Origin of the sequence: Streptomyces sp. NPDC050423, assembly GCF_040655445.1 — a bacterium.
In the GTDB taxonomy this organism is placed as follows: domain Bacteria; phylum Actinomycetota; class Actinomycetes; order Streptomycetales; family Streptomycetaceae; genus Streptomyces.
Genome location: NZ_JBFAJY010000019.1, coordinates 48,551 through 70,461 on the forward strand (window position 1 = coordinate 48,551; position 21,911 = coordinate 70,461).

Consider the following 21,911-nt stretch of genomic DNA (forward strand, 5'->3'; position numbering starts at 1 on the left):
GCGCTCAGGCCCCCTGCTTCTGCCGGCGGGTCCAGGGAGTCAGGACGTACTGGAGGGCGACGAGAGCCGCGTCCGCGACGAGTGCGAGGAGCAGGGTCAGGACGACGCCGACGATGACGGGGGTGGGGAAGTTGCGCTGGAACCCGTCCGTGAAGAGCTGCCCGAGTCCGCCGTCCCCGATGTACGTGGCCACGGAGACGAGGGAGATGGCCATCACCGTCGCGATCCGCACGCCCGCCATGATCACGGGGAGGGCGAGGGGGAGTTCGACGGTGAGCAGGGTGCGCAGCGGCCGGGCGCCCATGGCTTTCGCGGCCTCCTTCGTCCTGGCGGGGACGGAGTCCAGACCCTCGACGGTGTTCCGCAGGAGCACGACGAGCGTGTAGATCGTCAGGCCGATGACGGTGGTGGTGCGGGTGAGCCCGCTGACCGGCAGGAGGAGGACGAAGACGGCGATGGACGGGATGGTGAACAGGATGTTCGACAGCCCGAGGAGGAGTCCGCGCAGTCTGCGTACGCGGTGCGCGAGGACGGCCAGGGGGAGCGAGACGATCAGGCCGAGGAGTACGGCGGTGAGGGCCGCCTGGAGGTGGGAGAGGGCCAGGGTGGTGAGATCGCCGGTGTGGTCGGATATCCACGACCAGTCGACGGTCATGCGGCCACCGTGCTCGCGTCGCTGTGGACGCGTCCCGCGTGGTCGTGGATGTCCTCGCGGGACGTCACACCCGTGAGGACGCCCTCGGCGTCGACGCGGGCGACCAGTCCGCTCGGCGCGGCGATCGACTCGTTGAGCGCCGACAGGAGCGAGTCCGTGTCGCGCAGCGGCCGGACCGGGGCCTCGGCCTCGGTCTCGGTGTCGCGCCAGGCCAGCGGCTTGCGGGCGGCGTCGAGGGTCAGCTGCCAGCGGGTGCCCTTGGGGGCGGGCCCCTGGGTGACCTCCGCCAGTGTGGTCAGGGACAGCAGCTTCAGGCCGCGCTCCGCGCCGAGGAAGTCCGCGACGAACGCGTCCGCGGGGCGGGCCAGCAGTTCGGCGGGGCCCGCGCACTGGACGAGGTGGCCACCGGTGCGGAAGACGGCTATGCGGTCGCCGAGCCGGACGGCCTCGTCTATGTCGTGCGTGACGAAGACGATGGTCTTGTTCAACTCCCTCTGCAGGCGCAGGAGCTCGTCCTGGAGCTGGGAGCGCACCACGGGGTCGACCGCGCCGAACGGCTCGTCCATCAGGAGCACCGGCGGGTCCGCGGCGAGCGCGCGGGCCACTCCGACCCGCTGCTGCTGGCCACCGGAGAGCTGGTGCGGGTAGCGCTTCCCGGCGTCGGGGGAGAGGCCGACCGTCTCCAGGAGTTCCGCCGCCCGCGCCCGTGCCTTCCTGCGGCCCCAGCCGAGCAGCAGCGGCACCGTCGCGATGTTGTCGAGGACCGTGCGGTGCGGGAAGAGCCCGGACTGCTGGATCACGTAGCCGATGGACCGGCGCAGCTCGGCGGCGTCCTGCTCCAGGACGTCCCTGCCGTTGACCCTGATCGTCCCGGAGGTGGGATCCACCATCCGGTTGATCATGCGGAGTGTCGTCGTCTTGCCGCAACCGGAAGATCCGACGAGGACGGTCACGCCTCCTTCCGGCATCTCCAGGGAAAGGTCGTGCACCGCGGTCGTGCCGTTCGGGAAGCGCTTGTTGACCGTGTCGAATTGGATCATGTGGAGTCCCTTGCCCGGCTGCATATCATCATGCAGAGTTCTCGGTGTCTGAATAGATTGTCAATAGTCAGTCGCCGCTCAGGTGTAAATCCCTGATGGTGAGTGGCCGTAGGGCAAGACCGCGCTTCCGGTTGAGGAGGAATTACGAGTGATGTCGTCTCATATCGCGGACAGGGTGACGGGCGACAGTGACTCGGTTGTCGTCCTGAACGGCCGCGGACTGATGGTTGCAGATGTCGTACGTATGGCCGAATCCACCGCAAAACCCGTGCCGGGCGCGGACGGGATGAAGCGCGTGGAGACCTCGTGGAACGCCGCTCGGGAGATCGCCTCGTGGGGTCGCGTCTATGGCCGATCCACCGGTGTGGGTGCCAACCGGAATGAGTCCGTACCGACGGAGGCGGCCGCCGACCACGGCCTGCGCCTGCTGCGCAGCCACGCCGGAGCGATCGGCGAGGAGCTGCCCGCACGGCAGGTACGCGCCATGCTGGCGGTCCGCGCCAACCAGCTGCTAGCGGGAGGCGCCGGCCTGCGCCCGACCGTCGTCACGGCGCTCTGCGAGGCCCTGGAGACGGGCGCCTACCCCAAGGTCAACGAATTCGGCTCGGTCGGCACCGGCGACATCGCCGCGCTCGCGCAGATGGGTCTCGCGCTGGCCGGCGAACACCCCTGGCAGGGACCGGGGGCGGCCCCCGCCCCGCAGCCCCTCGACAACAACGACGCCCTTGCCCTGATCAGCAGCAACGCGCTGACTCTCGGTCAGTCCGCGCTCGCCCTGCACGAGCTGCGTGGCCTCGTCGCGGCCACGCAGGTGGTGGCGGCGCTGTCCCTGATGGCGACCGACGGTTCGTACGAGGCGTACGCGCTGCCCGTGCACGAGGCGCGGCGGCACGCCGGTTCGTACGCGGTCGCGGAACGGATGCGGCTGCTGCTCGGCGCCCCCGACCGCCCCACGCCGCCGCTGGGCCGGATCCAGGACCCGTACGGCTTCCGCTGCGTGCCCCAGATCCACGGGCCCGCGCACGACGCGGCGGACGCCCTGGAGGACGTGCTCGCGGTCGAGATCAACGCGGCGGCCGAGAACCCGCTGATCTCGGCGCAGGACATGGCTGCCTACCACCACGGGGGCTTCTACGTCGCTCAGCTCGCCCTGGCCCTCGACCACTTCAGGCTGGCGGTGACGCAGGTGGCGCGCCTGTCGACCTCGCGTCTGTCCACGCTGAACGAACCGGGCTTCACCCGGCTGCGGCCGTTCCTCGCGGACGGTGCACCGGCTTCGTCGGGTGTGATGATCCTCGAGTACGCGGCCGGGGCGGCGCTCGGCGATCTGCGGGCCTTCTCCGCGCCCGCGTCTCTGGGCCATGCGGTGCTCTCGCGCGGTGTCGAGGAGCAGGCCAGCTTCGCCTCGCTCGCGGCTCGTCAGACGCTGCGGGCGTGCGAGGCGTACCGGCTCGTCGTGGGTTGTGAACTCGTGGCGGCTGTACGGGCGTTGCGGCAGCGTGACATGCGGCTCGACCCGGGGCTGCCCGTCGGCCGGGCCTTCGGGCTGGCGGCCGCGGTGCTCGACGCGGATTCGGCTGACCGGCCGCTGACGGATGACGTGACGGCGGCGGCCGGGCTGCTCGACCGGTTCACCGAGCTGTGGCTGGACCTCGGGGCGGGGAGCGGGGCGGCCTTCGACGGCCAGGGCGTGGTGCGGCGGACGCCGTGAGCGACAGCCCTCCGGCGTCGAGGACGGGGCCGTTGCGAGGGGCCTGACGGCCGGTCCGCTGTACGACGACGTCACGGCCGCGGACGCCGTTGGGATTCACCAGCTCCCGTGGTCGGTAAATGAAAGCGTTTGCTCCGACGTCGGGCGGTACGAGACCGTCGGATTCCGGGCGGCCGGCCGGCACGTCGCCCTCGATGGTCCCGATCGCATCATCAACACCGTTGCGAATGAAGCGTGTTGGGGTCGGGCCGAACTATTTCGCAGGCGTGCAGGAGTCTTGTCAGTCCAACTGAAGCAGCTCTATGGTCTGCATCCAGAAAGCGCTTTCCGTTTTCAAGATCCTCGTTCCGGTGGAAGCGGCTGTCGTGGCCCCTGCCACGGCATCACGCATGCGCCGCTACTGGACCGGCGGCTTCGACACCCCACCGGCACGACCGCGGCACGCAGGAGCAGCACCCGCAGTTCGAAGACGAATCGGGAGACGAAAATGAGACGACCAGTTGCACTGCGCCTCTCTGCGGCGGTGGCCACATTGGCCCTGGCGGCAGCGACAGGCGCGGTCCTGACGATGCCTGAGGCCTCGGCGGCGACCGGCGGAGCCACCGGTTACGCGACCCAGAACGGTGGGACGACCGGCGGTGCGGGCGGGGCGACGGTACGGGCCACCACGGGGACGGCGATCCACGCCGCCCTGTGCGGCCGGGCCAGTAGCAGCACTCCGATCACCATCGAGGTCGAGGGGACCATCAACCACGCGAACACCACCAAGGTGTCGGGCGGCAGCTGCAACACCGCCGCCGGTGTGATCGAGCTCAAGCAGATCAGCAACGTCACACTCGTCGGTGTCGGCAACGGGGCCGTGTTCGACCAACTGGGCATCCACATACGCGAGTCCAGCAACATCATCATCCAGAACGTGACTGTCCGGAACGTCAAGAAGTCCGGCTCGCCCACGTCCAACGGCGGCGACGCCATCGGCATGGAGAGCAACGTCCGTAACGTATGGGTCGATCATTCCAGCCTGGAGGCCTCGGGCGGGGAGTCGGAAGGGTTCGACGGCCTCATCGACATGAAGGCCAATACCCAGTACGTGACCCTGTCGTACAGCACCCTGCGCAACTCCGGCCGCGGCGGTCTGATCGGGTCCAGCGAGACCGAACTCTCCAACGGTTTCGTGACGTTCCACCACAACCTCTACGAGAACGTCGACTCCCGCACCCCGTTGCTGCGCGGCGGCATCTCCCACATCTACAACAACTACTACGTGAAGCTCAACAAGTCCGGCATCAACTCCCGGGCCGGGGCCCGCGCGAAGGTGGACAACAACTACTTCAAGGACTCCAAGGACGTCCTCGGTACCTTCTACACCGACGCGGCCGGATACTGGCAGGTCAGCGGCAACACCTTCGACAACGTGACGTGGTCCGCCCGCGGCAGCGAGAACAACCCTGCCGGCCCCGACCCGCAGTCCAACACCACGGTCAGCATCCCCTACGCCTACAGCCTCGACGACGCCGGTTGCGTGCCGGACATCGTGAAGCAGACCGCAGGTGCCAACAAGGGGCTGAAGGTCTCGGACGGCAACTGCTCGCCGCAGACGCCGACCCCGGACCCGACCGATCCCACACCGGACCCGACCGATCCCACACCGGACCCGACCGATCCCACACCGGACCCGACCCAGCCCAGTGGCACCAACCTCAGCATCGGCGCCGGTGCCGACGGCTCCGGCAAGGCCGCCGGGACGAGCTACGGCAACGTGCGCGACGGTGACATGAGCACCTACTGGTCGCCGGCCGGTCCGACCGGTTCCGTCTCGGTCAAGTGGCCCTCCGCCACCGCCGTCGCCGCGATCAGCATCCGGGAGGCGTCGGGAGCCGAGGGCGCCATCGGATCCTGGAGGGTCGTCAACGGCGACACCGGCACCGTGCTGACCTCCGGCAGCGGTGCGGGAGTCATCACCTTCCCCCGGACCTCCCTGCGCAAGATCACGTTCGAGATCACCGGCTCGACCGGCACCCCGAAGATCGCCGAGTACGAGACCTACGCCGGGTAGCGGCAACGGCGCCGCGACCGCCACCTGCTCGCACCCGGTGGCGGGACCGGCGCCGCGGCCCCGTCACCCGCCGAGCGCCCTCATCCCCGCGTCCTGATCGTGCGAGGAGCGCGTTCAGGGGTTCCCGGCTGATCCCTGGATGCCTGTTGGTGCCGCTGTGGGTTCTGCGGCGGGAGAGCATTAGGTTGACCGGGAAAGGTCCCGGCAGCCGGACTCGTGATGGGGGCGAGCATGACCATGCTAAAAGGAACCAATGTTCCAGTGGCGGCACAGGCCGTGCGCATCGAACTGGGGTGGCACACCGCCCCCGGGACACCGGACGTGGACGCCTCGGCGCTCCTTCTCCTCGGTTCGGGGAAAGTGCGCAATGACGCGGACTTCGTCTTCTACAACCAGCCGGCCCACGCATCCGGTGCGGTGCGCCACGAGGGCAAGCGAGTCGACGGCGGCGCGGCCACCGACATCCTGGCCGTCGATCTGGCACGGGTGGAGTCCGTCGTCGACCGCATCGTGGTGGCGGCCTCGGCGGACGGCGGCACGTTCGGCGGGGTGAGAGGGCTGTACGTACGGATCACGGACACGGCGAACGGCTCCGAACTGGCCCGGTTCGACAGCGCCGACGCCACGGTCGAGACCGCGTTCATCCTCGGTGAGCTCTACAGGCGCCAGGGATCCTGGAAATTCCGGGCCGTGGGCCAGGGATACGGGACCGGGCTCGAAGGCCTGGCCACGGACTTCGGGATTTCCGTCGACGAGCCGCAGCGACCGCAGCAACCGCAAAGGTCCCCTCAGCCCCAGTCGCCTCCGCAATCCCAACAGCCCAACCCGGCGACGCGGGTCGCCTCCATGCCGCCGCCGCAGCCGCCGCAGTATTCTCAGCCGGCGGCCGCCGCCCCGGTGACGCCTCCCGCCCCTCCCGCACCCCCCGCGCCGCCCGTCACCCAGCCCGTCCGGCTCACCAAGGTGACACTCACCAAGGAAGCGCCGTCGGTCTCGCTCGCGAAGCAGGGCGGCAATTCGGGTTCCATGCGCGTCAATCTCAACTGGGAAGTGCGCAAGCAGTTCAAGGGATGGGGCAGCAAGCTCGGCCGGGCCGTCGCGAACCACGCGGATCTCGACCTCGATCTCTGCGCCCTGTACGAACTGACCGACGGACGCAAGGGAGTGGTCCAGGCGCTGGGCAACGCCTTCGGCGCCCTCCAGCAACCGCCCTATATCCACCTCGACGGCGACGACCGGACCGGCGCTGTCGCCTCCGGCGAGAACCTGACCATCAACCTCGACCAGAAGGCCAGGATCCGGCGGATCCTGATCTTCGTCACCATCTACGAAGGGGCCCGGAGTTTCGCCGATCTGCACGCCACGGTGACCCTTCAGCCCCAGCACGGCGCGGCGATCGATTTCTCGCTCGACGAGTGCACCGTCCCGTCCACGGTCTGCGCACTCGCCCTCATCAGCAACAACGGGGGCGACTTCACCGTGCAGCGAGAGGCCCGCTACCTCGTGCCGCCGCGCGGAGTGAGTCCGCAGCGCACCATCGACCAGGCTTACGGCTGGGGTATGAACTGGACCCCCGGCCGCAAGTGAGCCCTGCCGTTCACTGGTCCGGTGCGGCCTCGGGACGGGCGTACGTACGTCCCTTCCACGCCGCACCGCGGCCCCGGTAGTGCTGCACCGCCGAATCGACCGTCATCAGCAGGTACAGCAGTGCGGTGAACGGCAGCAGTGGTGCCAGCCACAGGGACTGCCGGTAGTAACCGAGCATCGGCATGTACGTGCCGGCCATCACGACCCAGGCGACGCCCCCCGTCCAGGCCGCCGCGGAATCGGGGGCCAGCAGTCCCGCCACGAGCGTCACGGGCGGCGCGAGGTAGACGAGCGCGAGCCCCAGCACCGTGCCGAGCAGCACCAGCGGGTTGTGCCGCAGCTGGGCGTACGCGCTCCGGGAGATCATCCGCCACAGGTCGGCCAGGCAGGGATACGGGCGCACACTGTCCACCCGGTCCGCGAGCCCCAGCCAGATCCTGCCGCCGCTGTCCCGCACCGCACGGGCCAGCGACACATCGTCGATCACCGCCTGCCGGATCGACTCCGGCACCCGCGCCCGTACCGCGGCCTCGGTCCGCAGCAGTACGCAGCCGCCCGCGGCCGCGGCCGTCCGCGCCCCCGGCCGGTTCACCCACCGGAACGGGTAGAGCTGCGAGAAGAAGTACACGAAGGCCGGTACGACGAGCCGTTCCCAGGTGCTCTCCACCCGCAGCCGCGCCATCTGCGAGACCAGATCGAACCCGCCCGAGCCGGCGGCCGCCACCAGCTCCCGCAGACTGTCCGGCTCGTGCGCGATATCGGCGTCCGTGAGCAGCAGATACTCCGGATTCCGGGCCCGTGCCAGCGCCATCCCGTGCTGTACGGCCCAGAGCTTGCCCGTCCAGCCGGGCTGGGGCTCCCCGGGCGACACCACGGTCACCGGGAGTCCTCCGTGCCGTACGGCCAGCGCTCGGGCGACGTCCCCGGTGCCGTCCTTGCTGCAGTCGTCGACCAGGAAGATCTCGGCCGATCCCGGATAGTCCTGCGCCAGCAGCGAGGGCAGGCTCACCGGAAGCATGTCGGCCTCGTCACGTGCGGGGACGACGATCGCGACGGACGGCCAGTGCGCGGGGTCCGCGCGTTCCGGCAGCCGCTGGTCCGTCCGCCAGAAGAAGCCCTGCCCCAGCAGCAGCCACACCCACGCGGCGAGGGAACCCACGGCGATCCAGACAATGGCGCTCATTGGCCGAAGTCTGCCCCACTGAGCCGGGACCGCAAGGGCTGTCGACTATGGTGACTGGGTGAAGATCGCGCTCATGGACTCCGGAATCGGCCTGCTCGCCGCCGCCGCCGCAGTACGCCGGCTGAGGCCGGACGCCGATCTGGTGCTCTCCTCGGACCCCGGCAGCATGCCCTGGGGGCCCCGCACCCCCGAAGACATGACGGAGCACGCGCTCGCGGTGGCGCGCGCCGCCGCCGCCCACCGCCCCGACGCGCTGATCGTCGCCTGCAACACCGCTTCCGTGCACGCGCTGGCGGCGCTGCGGGCCGAGCTCGAACCCGCCCTGCCGGTCATCGGCACGGTCCCGGCGATCAAGCCCGCCGCGGCCGGCGGCGGCCGTGTCGCGATCTGGGCCACCCCGTCGACCACGGGCAGTCCGTACCAGCGGCGACTCATCAGGGACTTCGCCGGGGACGCGGTCATCACCGAGGTCCCCTGCCCGGGGCTCGCCGACGCCGTGGAGTACGCCGACCATGAGGGGATCGACCGGGCCCTGGCCGCGGCCGCCGCGCTCACCCCGCCCGACGTCCAGGCTGTCGTGCTGGGCTGCACCCACTACGAGCTGGTCGCCGAGCGCATCCGCGACGCCGTGCGGCGGCCCGGCCGGCCCCCCGTGGTCCTGCACGGCTCCGCCGGAGCCGTCGCGGCCCAGGCACTGCGCCGGATCGGGGCCGAACCCGCTCCGTCGGCCGAACCGGGCACCGGACTCGTCGTGCTCCTCGGCGGCCGGGTGTCGGAGATGCCCGAGGCCGCTCTCACCTACCCGGAGTGGCATCGGCTCACCGCGGTCAGCCCCGCCCGCTGACCGTCCGGCGCCCCGACCGGAGCTGTCGGACCCAGTCCGCCGCGCGGTTTCTTCAGTACGCTGCTTGGCATGAGGGACCATCCCCGAGAACCGAGGCACACCGGTGCCGATTCCCACTCGGCGGTCTGGACCGGCCGGGCCACCAACCACACCCAGTGGGTGCTCGCCGCGGCGGGCGCCGCCTGTCTGGCGCTCGGCATCCAGCTCGCCGTCAGCTCCACCTGGACCTCCGGCATCGCACCGCTGCTGATGTCGGTGATCGGCTGCATGGCGGCCGGACTGCTGATGCTCTTCGGCACGCTCGCCTTCGTGAACGTGGCCGTCCGGGTCGACGGCGACGCCCTGGAAGTGCGGTGCGGCCACATAGGTCTGCCGCGCCGCCGGATCCTGCTCACCCATGTGGTGGGTGCGGAGTTCGCACCCCGGGTCACGCCGCGCCAGTGGGGCGGCTGGGGCTACCGCTGGCGCCCCGAGCAGGGCACCGCCGTGGTCGTACGACGGGGCGAGGGCCTGGTGCTCCGGCTCGGCGACGGCAGGACGTTCACGGTGACGGTGGACGACGCGGAGGCGGGCGTCCGCTTCATCCGTGAGCGGCTGCACCTGCCGGCCACCGGCGCCCCGGCCGGCGCCTGACACACCGCACTGATGCCCCGGCCGCCGGCCGGGGCATCAGGCACCGTCCCCGCCCCGCGGCAACCGCTCCGTCCCGATGCCGGGGGCCGGTCCGCCGTCCCCGATCGGCCGCCTGGCGGACGCCAGGCCGGCCAGCAGGCCGGCCCCGGCCGTCACCGGCGTGAAGCTCAGCGCGTTGCCGACACAGGCGAGCGCGGCCAGTGCGGTGAGCGCGGCACCGGCGGTCAGGACCACCGGGGTGCTGCGCGGCGAGCGCCACAGCACATACAGCAGCCAGCCGAACGCGGCCCCCAGCAGCACTACCCCCACCACCCCCTGCTCGGCCGCCTGCTGCAGCGGCCCCGAGTGCGGCTTGCCGTCGGAGCGGAGCGACTCCTGTGCGGTGGGGCTCAGCTCGGCGAAGCGGTCGGGGCCGATACCGCGTACCGGGTGCTGCCCGGCCAGGTGGGTGGCGTCCTGCCAGAGCTGCACCCGGTTGCTGGTGAGCCGGCCCTCCAGGGAAACCGTGAGCCCGTCGGGCAGTACGTCCTCGGCCACCGCCCACGAGATACCGGCCACCAGGCCGGCGGCCAGGGCGAAACCGGCGAGAGCGGGCAGCCGGCGGCGCATCCTGGCCGAGGCCAGTGAGCAGAGCAGCACCCCGAGCGCCGCCGCGCACCCCGCCACCGAGCCGAGCCCGAGAGACGCGCAGGCCGCCCCCAGGGCCGGCAGCCGCAGGGTGAACCGCAAGGACTCCCGGCGGGCCGCGGCCGCCGCGCAGCAGGCGGCTCCGGCCGCGAGTACCAGCAGCCCGGCGGCCGCCCCCGTGTACCCGGGCGCGGTGTCCGTCGCGGCCGTTGCTCCGGGCATCCCGTCGCGCCAGACCAGTGCCATGACGAGAGCGGCCAGTGCGGCGACCGTCGCGGTGGCCACCGGCAGCAGCGTTCCGCAGATGCGCCCGCAGGCGAAGCCCGCCGCCACGGCGAGGAGAGCCAGCAGCACCCCCTCCGGCCGGGTCTCCCGGCCGGCCGCGCTGATCAGGGACCAGATCGCGCAGGCGGCGAGAATCACCGCTCCGGCAGCGTCGCCGCCCGCCGGCCCTCGTTCCGCGGATGAAGCCATCACGTCCGTCCCCCGGCCTGTGACGGTCCCGTGCGCGACCGGCCGGATCCGGCCGGTCGGCGGGGGACCGGCGCACAGATTAACGGCCCCGGCGGGCATATGTGCAGAAGATGCGAAGAAACGATCCGGCGGTGCGGATTCCGCCACCGGGGCAGTGCTGCCGGGCGCACAGCCGATGACCGTAGACTCCGCCTGGTGAGCACCACCATCGCCCCGGTCGGCGACCCGCAGCAGCCCGTCTCCCTGCCCCGAGCCAGGCGCCTGCTGCCTCGGCTCGCCCGCCCCTGTGCAGCCGTGCTCTCCGGGCTGATGCTGTACGTGAGCTTCCCGCCCCGGCCCCTGTGGTGGCTGGTTCTGCCAGGTTTCGCGCTGCTCGGCTGGGTGCTGTTCGAGCGCGGGCCCCGTGCCGCGTTCGGGCTCGGTCTGCTCGCCGGTCTCGGCTTCATGCTGCCGTTGCTGCACTGGACCGGGGAAGAGGTCGGCCCCGTGCCGTGGCTGGCCCTGGCCGCCGCCGAGGCACTGTTCGTCGCGGTGGGCTGCATCGGCATCTCCGCCGTGTCCCGGCTCGCCGGCTGGCCGTTCTGGGCGGCCGCGGTCTGGGCCCTGGACGAGGCGGTACGGGCCAGGGTGCCGTTCGGCGGCTTCCCCTGGGGCCGGATCGCCTTCGGCCAGGCGGACAGCGTCTTCCTGCCGCTCGCGGCGCTCGGCGGCACACCGCTGCTCTCCTTCGCCGTGGTGCTGTGCGGCTTCGGGCTCTTCGAGGCGGTCCGCCGGTTCCGTGTCCGCCGCTCCACGGGCGAACTGCCCCGGCTGGCCGCCGCGGCGACCGCGGCGGCCGTACTGGTACCGGTCGTCGCGGCCCTCGCGTCGCTGCCGCTGGTGGACGACTCGGCCGAGGACGGCACCGCGACCGTCGCCGCGATCCAGGGCAACGTGCCGAGGCTCGGCCTCGACTTCAACTCCCAGCGCCGGGCCGTCCTGGACAACCACGCGAACCGTACGGAGCAGCTCGCCCGGGACGTGAAGGCGGGCAAGGTGCCGCAGCCCGACTTCGTCCTGTGGCCGGAGAACTCCTCCGACCTCGACCCCTACCGCAACGCCGACGCGAGGATCGTGATCGACGACGCGGTGAAGGCGATCGGGGTGCCGACCGTCGTCGGCGCGGTCGTCGAGCCCGACACCGGCAACCTGCGCAACACCCTCATCCAGTGGGACCCGGACAAGGGCCCGATGGCCACGTACGACAAGCGCCGCATCCAGCCGTTCGGCGAGTACATGCCGATGCGTTCCTTCGTGCGCCTGTTCAGCTCGGACGTGGACCGGGTGCAGCGCGACTTCGGACCGGGCAAGAAGGTCGGCGTCTTCGACCTCTCCGGCACCTACGTCGGGCTCGTCACCTGCTACGAGGCCGCGTTCGACGACGCCGTGCGCGACACGGTCGAGCACGGGGCCCAGCTGATCGCCGTTCCCAGCAACAACGCCACCTTCGGCCGCAGCGAGATGACCTACCAGCAGTTGGCCATGTCCCGGGTGCGCGCGGTGGAGCACAGCCGGTCCGTCGTCGTCCCGGTCACCAGCGGTGTCAGCGCCGTCATCCGCCCGGACGGCACCGTCGTCCAGAAGACGAAGATGTTCACCCCGGACGCGCTGGTGGACGAGGTGCCGCTGCGGTCCTCGCTGACCCCCGCGACCCGGATGGGACCGCTGCCCGAAGGGGTGCTGTCCCTGCTCGCGGTCGTCGGCCTGGGCTGGGCGGTCACTCGGGCGGTGCGGGTGCGACGCGGCCGCTGAGCGGCTCCGCACGCCACGTAGGGTCGGACCCATGGCAATTCCTGACTTCATCCGCGAGATCCGCGCCACGGCGGGTCAACAGTTGCTCCTGCTGCCCGGCGTCACCGCCATCGTCTTCGACGACGAGGGCAGAGTGCTGCTCGGACGGCGTGCGGACACCGGCAAATGGTCGGTCATCGGGGGCATTTCCGAGCCGGGCGAGCAGCCTGCGGCGACAGCGGAGCGCGAGGTGTACGAGGAGACGGCGGTGCACTGTGTCGCGGAACGCGTGGTGCTGACCCAGGCACTGCCGCCCGTACAGTACGAGAACGGCGACCGGTGCCAGTACCTGGACGTCACCTTCCGCTGCCGGGCCACCGGCGGCGAGGCCCGGGTCAACGACGACGAGTCGCTGGAGGTGGGCTGGTTCGGAGTCGACGCGCTGCCGCCGCTGGAGGAGTTCGCGCTCCTGCGCATCAAGCAGTCGCTGACGGACGGACCCACCTGGTTCGAGGCCACCGACTCGCGCTGAACGTGACGGACCGGACGGGCGGGGCCGAGAACGGCCTCCGTCCCGCTCCGGAGCCCCGGCCGGATCCGCGGGGTTGCCGTTCAGCGCGTGGACCCCGGTTGTCCGGGCGGGAGTTGTGGTCCGGCGTGTGCGGATGTGGCACAGTCGGGCCGTGGACGGACTGAGGCCCCAGGACCCCGCGCGCATAGGCGCCTACCAGCTGCTCGCCCGTCTCGGCGCGGGCGGGATGGGGCAGGTGTACCTGGGCCGCTCGCCCGGTGGACGGCTGGTGGCCGTCAAGGTCATCCGCGACGAGATCAGTGACCACCCGGACGCGCTGGCCCGGTTCCGGCGCGAGGCCGCGACCGTGGAGACCGTGCGCAGCGCGTACACCGCCCAGTTGATCGAGGCGTCGCTCGACACGTCTCCCTACTGGCTGGCCACCGAGTACGTGGCGGGGCCCACGCTGCGCGGCGCCGTGGGCGCGAGCGGCCCCTTCCCGCCGGACAGTGCGCTGCGGCTGCTGGCCGCGCTCGCCGAGGGACTGGCCGCGGTCCATGTGCACGGAGTCACGCACCGGGACCTGAAGCCGCACAACGTCATCCTCTCGCCGCAGGGACCGCAGCTGATCGACTTCGGGATCGCACGGGGGCTCGAACAGTCGGTCCTCACCCGGGACGGGATGGCGTCGGGGACTCCCGGCTACACGGCCCCCGAGGTCCTGCTGCGCAACGAGGCGGGCCCGGCGGCGGACGTCTTCGCGCTGGGCGCGACGCTCGCGTACACGGCGACGGGCCGGCCTCCGTACGGCACGGGCGACGCGTCGTCGGTCGGTTACCGGACCGTGTACGAGGAGATCGACCTGGCGGGAGTACGGACGGACCTGGCCGCGCTCATCCGGATGTGCGTCGACAAGGATCCGGCGGAGCGGCCCAGGCCGGCCGCCGTGATCGCGCTGTGCGCGGTGGACTCGCCGCTGGCGTCGGACGCCCACTACCACGCACTGGTACGCGCCGCCGGATCCGGTCTCGTACCGGGGGACTTGAACCCGCCCCCCGTGCCGTCCGGTGCGCACGCGGAGCCGGAAACGGTGCCGGTCCCGGAGACCGCCGCCCCGACCCGGCGGGCGGAGCCCGAGCCGGCCGACCAGCCGGTGGAGAGACCCGCGACGTCCGGCCCCGCGCAGCCGCCGGGCGCCACCCCGTACACCGGCCGGGACCAGCCGCGGCGCCCACGGCGGGGAAGGACCTGGCTCGCCGCGTGCGCGGTGGCGGTCGCAGTGCTGTTGACCGTCTGGCTGCTCCCGGAGACGGAGGGCAAGGGCACCGACGCCGCGCCCGGTCCCGGGTCCACACCGTCCGGCCGTCCGCTCGCGAGCCGTTCGGCGACCCCGGAGAACGCGGACCGCCCGCCGGACCACATCGTGAACGACCGCGTCTCGCAGGACCGCTGGACCCTGTCGGACGATCCGGAGCAGGCCGCTCTGGGCAGCGGCGGCTGCGATCCGGACAGCCTTCCCGACTCCTTTCCGCCGTCGGGGCTGATCTCCTCCGTGTCGCACACCGCCGGCTCCGGCACCGCCGGGGTGTCGATGCGGTTCGAGCACGCGGGGGAGGGGAAGAGACCCGCCCCCTACTACGTCTCCGTGGGGGTGCGGCCCCCGCACGAGACCGACCGCGCCACCGGACGGCCGCTCCGGTCCGAGTCCAAGGGCATCGGTTTCACCAGCAAGCCCGTCGACATCTACTCCCGCTGGTCCTCCGGCGGAGCCGTCAAGCTCAAGTACCCCGACGACTTCCGGGCCCACTTCGGCAAGAAGGCCCTCGACGCGATCCCGGTGGGGGACGACCGGGGCGACTGGACCGTGGTGATCTACCACGTCGAGGGCGGGCCCACGAAGTACACCTCCGTCGTGTGCAACGGCTTCCACGCCTGACACAACAGCTCCCGCACACCCCTGTACGGGGTCGCCGGCCTCGTATAACGTCGCCGTGACGTTTGACATTGAAACGATTCATGCGTGCGCCCCTCAGCGAGGCGCGTCTACGGAAGGACGTCGAAACGTGACGAGTGTGGGCAAGAGGAAGCCGGGGCCGAAGCGGCGCACCGTACTCGAAGCGGGCGTCGGCGGCGCGGCGTCGCTCGCGGTCGGACTGCCGCTCGTCGCAGGCGGAACGGCCGCCGCCGCCGGGGCCGCGCCGGAGCCCGGGGACTCGTGGCACCGCTACGTCCAGGGGCCGTCGCACCGGACCGTTCGGCCGGTGGGGATCGTCCGGACGGCGGGGGACGTGACCGGACCCGAGGCGCTGCTCGCACCCGGAGGCGGGGTCACCGTACTGCGGCGCGCCCAGCCACCCGCCGCGCCCCGCTGGCCGCAGGGCACCACGGCCGAGGCGTCGTCCACGCACGCGGGCAACAACGGGAGCGACGGCCGCCCGCGTACCTACGCCGCGGACAACGCCATTGACGGCGACCCCGACACCTTCTGGAACGACGACACAGAGGGCGCCTTCCCCGACACGCTGACCATCACCCTGCCCGGGGAACAGCGGCTGCCCGGTGTGACGTTGGTGTCCAACGCCGACGGCGTACCCGCCGACTTCACCGTCGAGGTCTGGGCGGACACCGCCTGGCGGACCGTCGCCGCAGTCACCGGAAACACCGACCTGCAGCGCGCCGTGCGCTTCGACCCGCCGGTCGCGACGGACCGGGTGCGCATCGCCGTCACGGCCGATCAGGACGCCGGGCAGGGGTTGTTCACCCGTGTCAATGAGGTCTGGCCGGACGCGGTGGCCCCGGTCACCCCTCCCAGCGTGACCATCGACTTCGGCAAGGTCGTCGTGGGCTACCCGGAGGTGGACTTCACCCGGGCCTCCGACAACAGCCCCGGCGTGCGCCTGGCGTTCTCCGAGACGCTCCAGTACCTCACCGAGCGCTCCGACTTCACCCGCGGCGACCAGGCGGGCGGCGCGGGCCGGGGCACCGACCAGTACGCCGTACCGGCCGCCGGTGCCAAGTGGAAGGACACCAAGGGCTTCGGCTCGGGCGACGACAAGCTGTACGCCGACGGGCTGCACGGCTTCCGCTACCTGAAGATCACGCTGGACGCGCTGCCGTCCGACGCGCCTGCCGCCCAGCCGTGGGGCGAAGTAGCCATCGACGCAGTGTCGTTGGACTTCACCGCCTACCTCGGCACGCCGGGTTCCTACCGGGGCTGGTTTCTCTGCTCCGACGAGGAACTGAACCGTTACTGGTACGGCGCCTCGTACACCAACGAACTCGTCGTCGACACCTTCCGCCGCGACGATGTGGACCCGCGCAACGCCTTCAGCCCGTCACTCGACGGAAAGCTGGTGCTGCACGACGGCCCCAAGCGGGACCGGGACCCCTACGTGGGGGACGTGGCGGTGGCGGGGCGGACCCTCTACCTCACCCATGACGACGCGGCCGAGGCCGCCCGCAACGTGCTGGCCGACCTCGCCGAGCACCAGCGCGACGACGGGTGGATCCCACCCGCGTCCATCAACGACTACACCCTCCCGCTCTTCGACTACCCGCTCTGGTGGGTGACATGCAGCTGGGACTACGTGCTGTACACCGGCGACCAGGACTACGCGGCCCGGTACTACCCGCAGTTGGTGAAGGTGCTCGACACCTGGTACCCGAGCGTGACGGACGGGGCGGGGTTGCTCAGCAAGGGGCTGAACGGTACGTCCGGCTACGGCGACTACGCGTTCCTCGGCCGCACCGGCCGCGTCACCTACTACAACGCCAACTACGTGCAGGCGCTGCGCGACGCGGCACGTATCGCCGGGCTCCTGGGCCACCACGCGGACGCGCAGCGCTGGTCGGAGCGGGCGGACAAGGTGGCCGGGGCCATCAACGACCACCTGTGGGACCCGGCGGCAGGAGCCTACCTGGACTCCGCCACCGGCCCCGTCAGGCACGCCCAGGACGGCAACGCCATCGCCATCACCGCGGGCGTCGCCGACGCGGAGCGGGCGGCCTCGGCGCTGGCCCACCTCGACGCGACGACGAAGCTCAGGTACGGCAACGCCTTCATGGACAACGACACCCTGTTCGGCGGCGCCTCCCAGCGGGTGTACGCCTTCACGTCCTATCCGGAGTTGGTGGCGCGCTTCGAGACCGGCCGGCCGGACTCGGCGATCGATCAGATCAGACGGACCTACGGCTGGATGGACAGTCACGACCCCGGCATCACCCAGTGGGAGGGCATCGGCCCCAACGGCTCTCTGTACGAACAGGGTTACACGAGCATGGCGCACGGATGGTCGACGGGTGTGCTGCCCGCACTCACCCACCAACTGCTCGGCGCGAAGCCGATGTCGCCCGGCTACGCCACCTGGGAGGTGCGGCCGAACCCCGGTGAGGTCCGCTGGGCGCAGGGCCGGCTCCCCACGCCGCACGGGCCGCTGGGCGTGGAGTGGAACCGGGACGGTGCGGCCTTCTCCCTGACCGTGCGGGTCCCGCGCGGTACGCGCGGCTCGGTGGCCCTGCCCACGGACGGCCGGAACGTCACGGTGCGCTCCGGGCGTCGGACCCTGTGGAAGGACGGCCGGGCGCACGGCTCCGGCGTGCACGGCGAGCCCCGGCGTGTGACGGTCACCGGTCTCACCCACGGCACGCATCACCTCACCCTCGTGCGCGGACACTGAGCCTGTCCGGCCCGGTCAGGCCGTGTAGGCGGACACCTTCAGGGTCTCGGAGAGGACGCGCCACAGAGCCCGGGCACCGGCACGGCTCGCCGCGCTGCACAGCGTCCTCTCCGTGCATCGGGCCGGTGTGTCCTGCCAGGCGCTGACCACCAGACAGTGGAGGCCGAGACTGCTCGCGAACGTGAAGCGGATGTGCAGGCCTTCGCCCAGGTCATGGCCGGGGAGCGTCGCGATCTGGAGGCTGTCGTACCCGATCGCCTCCACCCGGACCGGATTCCTTCCCAGTAGATCGCATTCGTCCGCCGGACGGATCACGGCCGGGCAGTCGCGGCTCACCGGGAACAGCCAGAAGTTGCCGGTGAGCTGCCTGCGTAGGTCGTGCGGTCCGGTGAACGAGTGGAATCCCAGCGAGTAGCCGTACCGGTAGAGCTGGTTCGAGCCGGTCGACGTCGATTCGGCGTACGACGGCGACGGCAGCGCCGCGAGCAGGAGGGCGGTGACGAGCAGACCGGCCGGTGCGGCACGGGCCGACGCGCCGCCCGTCCTGAGGGCGCAGCCGCGGAGCGCCCGGCGCAGAGTGCGGCCTGCCTTCCGCATCAGCACCTCCCGTGTTGCGAACATGAGCCAAGTGGAAGGTATGCGCTGACGCTGCTTCCGGCATCCCGGCACCCGCCCAGGGCATCGGCGGGGAACAGGCGGTGCGGCGGCCCGGGGCGAGGCTCACCTGCCCGCTGTCACGGCCTTGAGCTCGTCGAGCGACTCCCGGATGAGCTGTGGCATGTCCGGCCGGCCGGTTCCACCGATCCAACGCTCGAACGCCACCTTGAAGACGGCGATGCCCGCCTCGGCGGCCAGGCTCGCGGCCGGGTCCGGGACGCCGCGCAGACGCAGCGTCTCGGCGATCGCCGTGGACAGCCTCGCGAGCTTGATCAGCTCGCGTTCCTGCAGCTCGGCGTTGGCGACGATGATCATTTGGCGCTGCCGGGCATGTTCGTGACGGCCCTGGAAGACGGCCGCGGCGGCATCGAGCGCCGCGGCCACCGCGTCGATCGGCGCCGCGGACTCGGGCACGCCCGCGAGCGTGTCCACGAAGAGGTCCTGCAGGGTGGACGCGCCCGCGAACAGGACCTCGCGCTTGTCGGCGAAGTGCCTGAAGAACGTCCGCTCCGTGAGCCCGGCACACCTGGCGATCTCGGTCACGGTCGTCCGCTCGAACCCGCGCTCGCTGTAGAGATCCATCGCGGCCCGTTCCAGCCTGCCGCGTGCGTCCGGTTCCCATCGACTCATGGCGGCGATTCTATGTGATGACAGTGACTGGCATCAGGTGTAGCTTGATGTCAGTCGCTGACATCGACTGTCCGTCCCGCTCGCCGCGGCACGGGCGGTCGGTCCAACCGGGAGGTTTCCCATGCGTGTATTCATCACCGGAGCGTCGGGCTGGATCGGCTCCGCCGTCGTCCCCGAGCTCATCGGTGCGGGCCATCAGGTCGTCGGACTCGCCCGTTCGGACGCCTCGGCCGCCGCGCTCGACGCTGCCGGGGCCGAGGTGCGGCGTGGCGCTCTCGACGATCTCGACGTCCTGCGGAGTGCGGCTGACGCCTCCGACGGAGTGATCCACCTCGCGTTCCGGCACGACATCGCCTTCTCGGGCGACTTCCAGGGTGCCGTCGATGCGGACCGTGCGGCCATCGAGGCATTCGGTGAGGCGCTCGCGGGTTCCGACCGGCCCTTCGTCATCGCCTCCGGAACGATGGGGCTCGCACCGGGACGGGTCGGGACCGAGCGGGACGGGCGGAGCTCGGACGGCGCGGTGCCGTTCGAGGGTGCGCAGGCCCGGTTGGCCAATGCGCAGTTGACGCTCTCCCTCGCTTCCCGCGGCGTCCGTTCATCCGTGGTGCGGCTTCCCCCGACGGTGCACGGCGAGGGGGACAACGGCTTCATGGCGGCCCTGGTCGGCATCGCCCGTGACAAGGGCGTCTCCGGCTATGTCGGTGACGGCTCCAACCGCTGGCCCGCCGTCGCCCGGTTCGATGCCGCGCGTCTCTTCCGCCTGGCGCTGGAGCAGGCGCCCGCGGGATCCGTGCTGCACGCGATCGCCGACGAGGGGGTCCCGATCCGGGCCGTCGCCGAAGTGATCGGACGCCATCTCGACGTCCCCGTGGTCGCCGTCCCCGCGGACGGCGCGGACGGGCACTTCGGCTGGCTGGGCAGCCTTCTGGGCCTGGACGGTCCGGCGTCGAGCGCGCTGACCCGTGAGCTGCTCGGGTGGCAGCCGACCCACCCCGGGCTCCTTGAGGACCTCGACAAGGGGCACTACTTCGACACCCCGTCCGCGTAAACCCCGAGCGGGTCCGCCGTCGAGGTCCGGGCGGTGAGCGGCTCGGCGAAACCCTGTACGGCGACAGGCGTCACGAAGGCGTTCTTACGCTCCGGAATCTAGCGACGCTAGGAATCAATTCATCGATATGTTAGTGTCGATTTCGTTCCTAGCGACGCTAGAAAAGGAGACAGATCATGCTCACGCCCCTCGCCTACGGGCTCGCCATCCTGCTCAACGCCATGTTCATCTTCATCGGAGTGCGGTTCCTCGTGGTGCCGAGCGTCTCCGCCGCCGGCTACGGTGTCCCGGCCAAGGAGGACGGGGATGCGGCCTACCTGTCCATCAAGGGTCTGCGCGACCTCACCTACGGCATACTCGGCCTCGCTCTGCTGGCCTTCTCGGGTGCTCATGCCGCCGGGTGGTTCATGCTGATCGTCAGCATCGTCCCGCTCGGCGACACCCTTGTCGTTCTGCGCCACGGGGGCGCCAGGGCGGTCGCGTTCGGCATCCACTTCGCCACGGCCGTGGTCATGCTCATCAGCGCCGCTCTCCTTTTCGCGGTCTGACACCGGGGCCCGTTCCCGCAATGAGGCGGACTTTTCTCCAGGCGAGGAGTCACAGATGTCGCTGATCGTGCCGGACTTCGGCGAGTCCGCTCCGCCGGCGCCGAAGTGATCGGCCGGGCGCCCACCACCATCAGGCTGCTGGCCGACAGCAGTTCGACCGGCGGCGCGCTGTCCACCCAGCGGGTCAGCCTGACCAAAGGGGCGGACGGCGCCAAGCCGCACCACCACTCGCGATCGGCCGAGCTGTTCTACGTACTGGACGGCACGGCCCAACTGCTCTCCGGCGAGCAGCTCGTGACCGCCGAACGCGGCGACCTCGTCATCGTCCCGCCCGGCCTCGCGCACGCCTTCGCCGCCGCTCCCGGGGAGGACGCCGACATCCTCATCGTCATCACCCCGGGCGTCGAACGCTTCGAGTATTTCCGCCATCTGGAGCGCATCGCCTACGGCAAGGTGCCGCCGGAGAGCCTCCTGGAGGTCCGGGAGCTGTACGACACCTACTTCCTCAACAGCGAGGCCTGGAGCGAGGTCCGGGGATCCCTGTGACCCAGGCATCGGGGCCATCAGGGGTGGGGAGCCCGGCCCGTTCGGGTGCCGTTGCGTTTCACACCCCCAGGATGCGGGAGAGTCCGTAGTCGAAGCGCTCGTCGAAGGAGGTGTCCTCGAAGTGCGCGGCGGCCCGGGACAGTGCGGGGTATGCGCCCGAGTCCAGCCGTCGTGCGAACGCCGGGCCCATCGCGTCAGGAAGCGCCTGTTCCTCCTGGGTCAGCCCCAGGGTGAAGTAGACAAGGCTCCAGCCGGTCCAGACCGCCTCGCGTTCCGCCAGTCCGCCGGCCAGCAGCGCCTCGGTCATCAGGTCGGCGAAGCGGAGTGCGGCGGGTTCGGCGGCGTACGTACCGGCCACGATCCTGGCCCCGTCCCGGTGGGCCAGCAGGGCGCGGCGGTAGCGGTGGAACAGTTCGCGGACCCGTGGTTCCCAGGGCTCGGGCAGCCCGTCCACCGGCGCCCCGGCCACGATCGAGTCCGCCATCAACTCCAGCAGCCGCGCCTTGGTCTTCGCGTGCCAGAGCACTGTGTTCATCCGTACGCCGAGCCGGTCCGCGATGCCGCGGATCGAGAGCCCGTCCGCGCCTTTCTCGTCCAGCAGTTCCAGGGCCGCCCGCACCACCGTTCCGGGGTCGAGCCGGGTCCGGGCGAGATCCTCCGCTTGCTTCTTGGTCATCGACCTAGTCTACTTGGCGCACCACATCTTGGTCGC

The 21,911-nt window shown here is 71.2% G+C and carries 18 protein-coding genes and 1 pseudogene; 12 read left to right on the forward strand and 7 right to left on the reverse strand.

Annotated features, from left to right (window positions below; all coding sequences use genetic code 11):
• Positions 1-4: 4 nt before the first annotated feature.
• Positions 5-655: an ABC transporter permease gene (locus AB0I52_RS16460; RefSeq protein WP_363073058.1), complete on the reverse strand. Its 651-nt coding sequence runs from the start codon at positions 653-655 to the stop codon at positions 5-7.
• Positions 652-1,719: an ABC transporter ATP-binding protein gene (locus AB0I52_RS16465; protein WP_363073060.1), complete on the reverse strand. Its 1,068-nt coding sequence runs from the start codon at positions 1,717-1,719 to the stop codon at positions 652-654. Before AB0I52_RS16465 ends, AB0I52_RS16460 begins: the two co-directional genes overlap by 4 nt.
• A gap of 127 nt (positions 1,720-1,846) precedes the next feature.
• On the opposite strand from AB0I52_RS16465, the gene AB0I52_RS16470 reads away from it, so the two are divergent.
• From AB0I52_RS16470 to AB0I52_RS16480, 3 genes are all read left to right on the forward strand, one after another.
• The gene (locus AB0I52_RS16470; RefSeq protein ID WP_363073062.1) at positions 1,847-3,406 is read left to right on the forward strand and encodes an aromatic amino acid ammonia-lyase; all 1,560 of its coding nucleotides are present in this window, start codon (positions 1,847-1,849) and stop codon (positions 3,404-3,406) included.
• A 487-nt stretch (positions 3,407-3,893) separates the two neighbouring features.
• Positions 3,894-5,462 (forward strand): polysaccharide lyase family 1 protein, encoded by a 1,569-nt coding sequence (locus AB0I52_RS16475; RefSeq protein WP_363073064.1) that lies wholly within the window; start codon positions 3,894-3,896, stop codon positions 5,460-5,462.
• Between the two features lie 219 nt (positions 5,463-5,681).
• A complete protein-coding gene (locus AB0I52_RS16480; RefSeq protein WP_363073066.1) occupies positions 5,682-7,049 on the forward strand; it encodes a TerD family protein in 1,368 nt (455 codons plus the stop codon).
• 10 nt (positions 7,050-7,059) lie between these two features.
• On the opposite strand, the gene AB0I52_RS16485 is transcribed toward AB0I52_RS16480, so the two are convergent.
• On the reverse strand, positions 7,060-8,232 hold the full coding sequence (locus tag AB0I52_RS16485) for a glycosyltransferase (RefSeq protein ID WP_363073068.1): 1,173 nt from the start codon (positions 8,230-8,232) through the stop codon (positions 7,060-7,062).
• A 58-nt stretch (positions 8,233-8,290) separates the two neighbouring features.
• Between AB0I52_RS16485 and AB0I52_RS16490 the strand changes: the two genes are divergently transcribed.
• Positions 8,291-9,076 (forward strand): aspartate/glutamate racemase family protein, encoded by a 786-nt coding sequence (locus tag AB0I52_RS16490; RefSeq protein WP_363073070.1) that lies wholly within the window; start codon positions 8,291-8,293, stop codon positions 9,074-9,076.
• 69 nt (positions 9,077-9,145) lie between these two features.
• Complete coding sequence (locus AB0I52_RS16495; RefSeq protein ID WP_362964408.1) at positions 9,146-9,709, forward strand: hypothetical protein; 564 nt, start codon at positions 9,146-9,148, stop codon at positions 9,707-9,709.
• A 36-nt stretch (positions 9,710-9,745) separates the two neighbouring features.
• On the opposite strand, the gene AB0I52_RS16500 is transcribed toward AB0I52_RS16495, so the two are convergent.
• Complete coding sequence (locus tag AB0I52_RS16500; protein WP_363073072.1) at positions 9,746-10,810, reverse strand: O-antigen ligase family protein; 1,065 nt, start codon at positions 10,808-10,810, stop codon at positions 9,746-9,748.
• A gap of 195 nt (positions 10,811-11,005) precedes the next feature.
• On the opposite strand from AB0I52_RS16500, the gene lnt reads away from it, so the two are divergent.
• The 4 genes from lnt (at position 11,006) to AB0I52_RS16520 (ending at position 17,767) form a co-directional block, all read left to right on the forward strand.
• A complete protein-coding gene (lnt, locus tag AB0I52_RS16505) occupies positions 11,006-12,601 on the forward strand; it encodes an apolipoprotein N-acyltransferase (protein WP_363073074.1) in 1,596 nt (531 codons plus the stop codon).
• A 31-nt stretch (positions 12,602-12,632) separates the two neighbouring features.
• Positions 12,633-13,112: an NUDIX domain-containing protein gene (locus AB0I52_RS16510; RefSeq protein WP_363073076.1), complete on the forward strand. Its 480-nt coding sequence runs from the start codon at positions 12,633-12,635 to the stop codon at positions 13,110-13,112.
• Between the two features lie 151 nt (positions 13,113-13,263).
• Complete coding sequence (locus AB0I52_RS16515) at positions 13,264-15,027, forward strand: protein kinase (RefSeq protein WP_363073078.1); 1,764 nt, start codon at positions 13,264-13,266, stop codon at positions 15,025-15,027.
• A gap of 127 nt (positions 15,028-15,154) precedes the next feature.
• The gene (locus AB0I52_RS16520; RefSeq protein ID WP_363073079.1) at positions 15,155-17,767 is read left to right on the forward strand and encodes an alpha-L-rhamnosidase C-terminal domain-containing protein; all 2,613 of its coding nucleotides are present in this window, start codon (positions 15,155-15,157) and stop codon (positions 17,765-17,767) included.
• Positions 17,768-17,782: 15 nt separating this feature from the next.
• Here AB0I52_RS16520 and AB0I52_RS16525 read toward each other — a convergent pair whose 3' ends face one another.
• Together AB0I52_RS16525 and AB0I52_RS16530 are read right to left on the reverse strand one after the other, a co-directional pair.
• Positions 17,783-18,388: a hypothetical protein gene (locus AB0I52_RS16525; RefSeq protein WP_363073081.1), complete on the reverse strand. Its 606-nt coding sequence runs from the start codon at positions 18,386-18,388 to the stop codon at positions 17,783-17,785.
• Between the two features lie 99 nt (positions 18,389-18,487).
• A complete protein-coding gene (locus tag AB0I52_RS16530) occupies positions 18,488-19,054 on the reverse strand; it encodes a TetR family transcriptional regulator (RefSeq protein ID WP_363073083.1) in 567 nt (188 codons plus the stop codon).
• 121 nt (positions 19,055-19,175) lie between these two features.
• Here AB0I52_RS16530 and AB0I52_RS16535 point away from each other — a divergent pair, with 121 nt between their 5' ends.
• From AB0I52_RS16535 to AB0I52_RS16545, 3 genes and pseudogenes are all read left to right on the forward strand, one after another.
• Complete coding sequence (locus AB0I52_RS16535) at positions 19,176-20,105, forward strand: SDR family oxidoreductase (protein ID WP_363073085.1); 930 nt, start codon at positions 19,176-19,178, stop codon at positions 20,103-20,105.
• Positions 20,106-20,281: 176 nt separating this feature from the next.
• Positions 20,282-20,653 carry a DUF4267 domain-containing protein gene (locus tag AB0I52_RS16540; RefSeq protein ID WP_363073087.1) on the forward strand — a complete coding sequence of 124 codons (372 nt, stop codon included), beginning with the start codon at positions 20,282-20,284 and terminating at the stop codon, positions 20,651-20,653.
• 55 nt (positions 20,654-20,708) lie between these two features.
• A pseudogene (locus AB0I52_RS16545) lies at positions 20,709-21,199 on the forward strand (cupin domain-containing protein).
• 58 nt (positions 21,200-21,257) lie between these two features.
• Here the strand turns inward: AB0I52_RS16545 and AB0I52_RS16550 are convergent.
• Positions 21,258-21,875, reverse strand: coding sequence for a TetR/AcrR family transcriptional regulator C-terminal domain-containing protein (locus AB0I52_RS16550; protein WP_363073089.1), 618 nt, complete (start codon positions 21,873-21,875; stop codon positions 21,258-21,260).
• Between the last annotated feature and the right edge of the window lie 36 nt (positions 21,876-21,911).

What these genes read in the sequence shown, in the direction of transcription:
- AB0I52_RS16460 (WP_363073058.1), bottom strand. Translation starts at nt 655, where the DNA reads ATGACCGTCGACTGGTCGTGGATATCCGACCACACCGGCGATCTCACC.
- AB0I52_RS16465 (WP_363073060.1), bottom strand. Translation starts at nt 1,719, where the DNA reads ATGCAGCCGGGCAAGGGACTCCACATGATCCAATTCGACACGGTCAAC.
- AB0I52_RS16470 (WP_363073062.1), top strand. Translation starts at nt 1,847, where the DNA reads ATGTCGTCTCATATCGCGGACAGGGTGACGGGCGACAGTGACTCGGTT.
- AB0I52_RS16475 (WP_363073064.1), top strand. Translation starts at nt 3,894, where the DNA reads ATGAGACGACCAGTTGCACTGCGCCTCTCTGCGGCGGTGGCCACATTG.
- AB0I52_RS16480 (WP_363073066.1), top strand. Translation starts at nt 5,682, where the DNA reads ATGGGGGCGAGCATGACCATGCTAAAAGGAACCAATGTTCCAGTGGCG.
- AB0I52_RS16485 (WP_363073068.1), bottom strand. Translation starts at nt 8,232, where the DNA reads ATGAGCGCCATTGTCTGGATCGCCGTGGGTTCCCTCGCCGCGTGGGTG.
- AB0I52_RS16495 (WP_362964408.1), top strand. Translation starts at nt 9,146, where the DNA reads ATGAGGGACCATCCCCGAGAACCGAGGCACACCGGTGCCGATTCCCAC.
- AB0I52_RS16500 (WP_363073072.1), bottom strand. Translation starts at nt 10,810, where the DNA reads ATGGCTTCATCCGCGGAACGAGGGCCGGCGGGCGGCGACGCTGCCGGA.
- AB0I52_RS16510 (WP_363073076.1), top strand. Translation starts at nt 12,633, where the DNA reads ATGGCAATTCCTGACTTCATCCGCGAGATCCGCGCCACGGCGGGTCAA.
- AB0I52_RS16525 (WP_363073081.1), bottom strand. Translation starts at nt 18,388, where the DNA reads ATGTTCGCAACACGGGAGGTGCTGATGCGGAAGGCAGGCCGCACTCTG.
- AB0I52_RS16530 (WP_363073083.1), bottom strand. Translation starts at nt 19,054, where the DNA reads ATGAGTCGATGGGAACCGGACGCACGCGGCAGGCTGGAACGGGCCGCG.
- AB0I52_RS16535 (WP_363073085.1), top strand. Translation starts at nt 19,176, where the DNA reads ATGCGTGTATTCATCACCGGAGCGTCGGGCTGGATCGGCTCCGCCGTC.
- AB0I52_RS16540 (WP_363073087.1), top strand. Translation starts at nt 20,282, where the DNA reads ATGCTCACGCCCCTCGCCTACGGGCTCGCCATCCTGCTCAACGCCATG.
- AB0I52_RS16550 (WP_363073089.1), bottom strand. Translation starts at nt 21,875, where the DNA reads ATGACCAAGAAGCAAGCGGAGGATCTCGCCCGGACCCGGCTCGACCCC.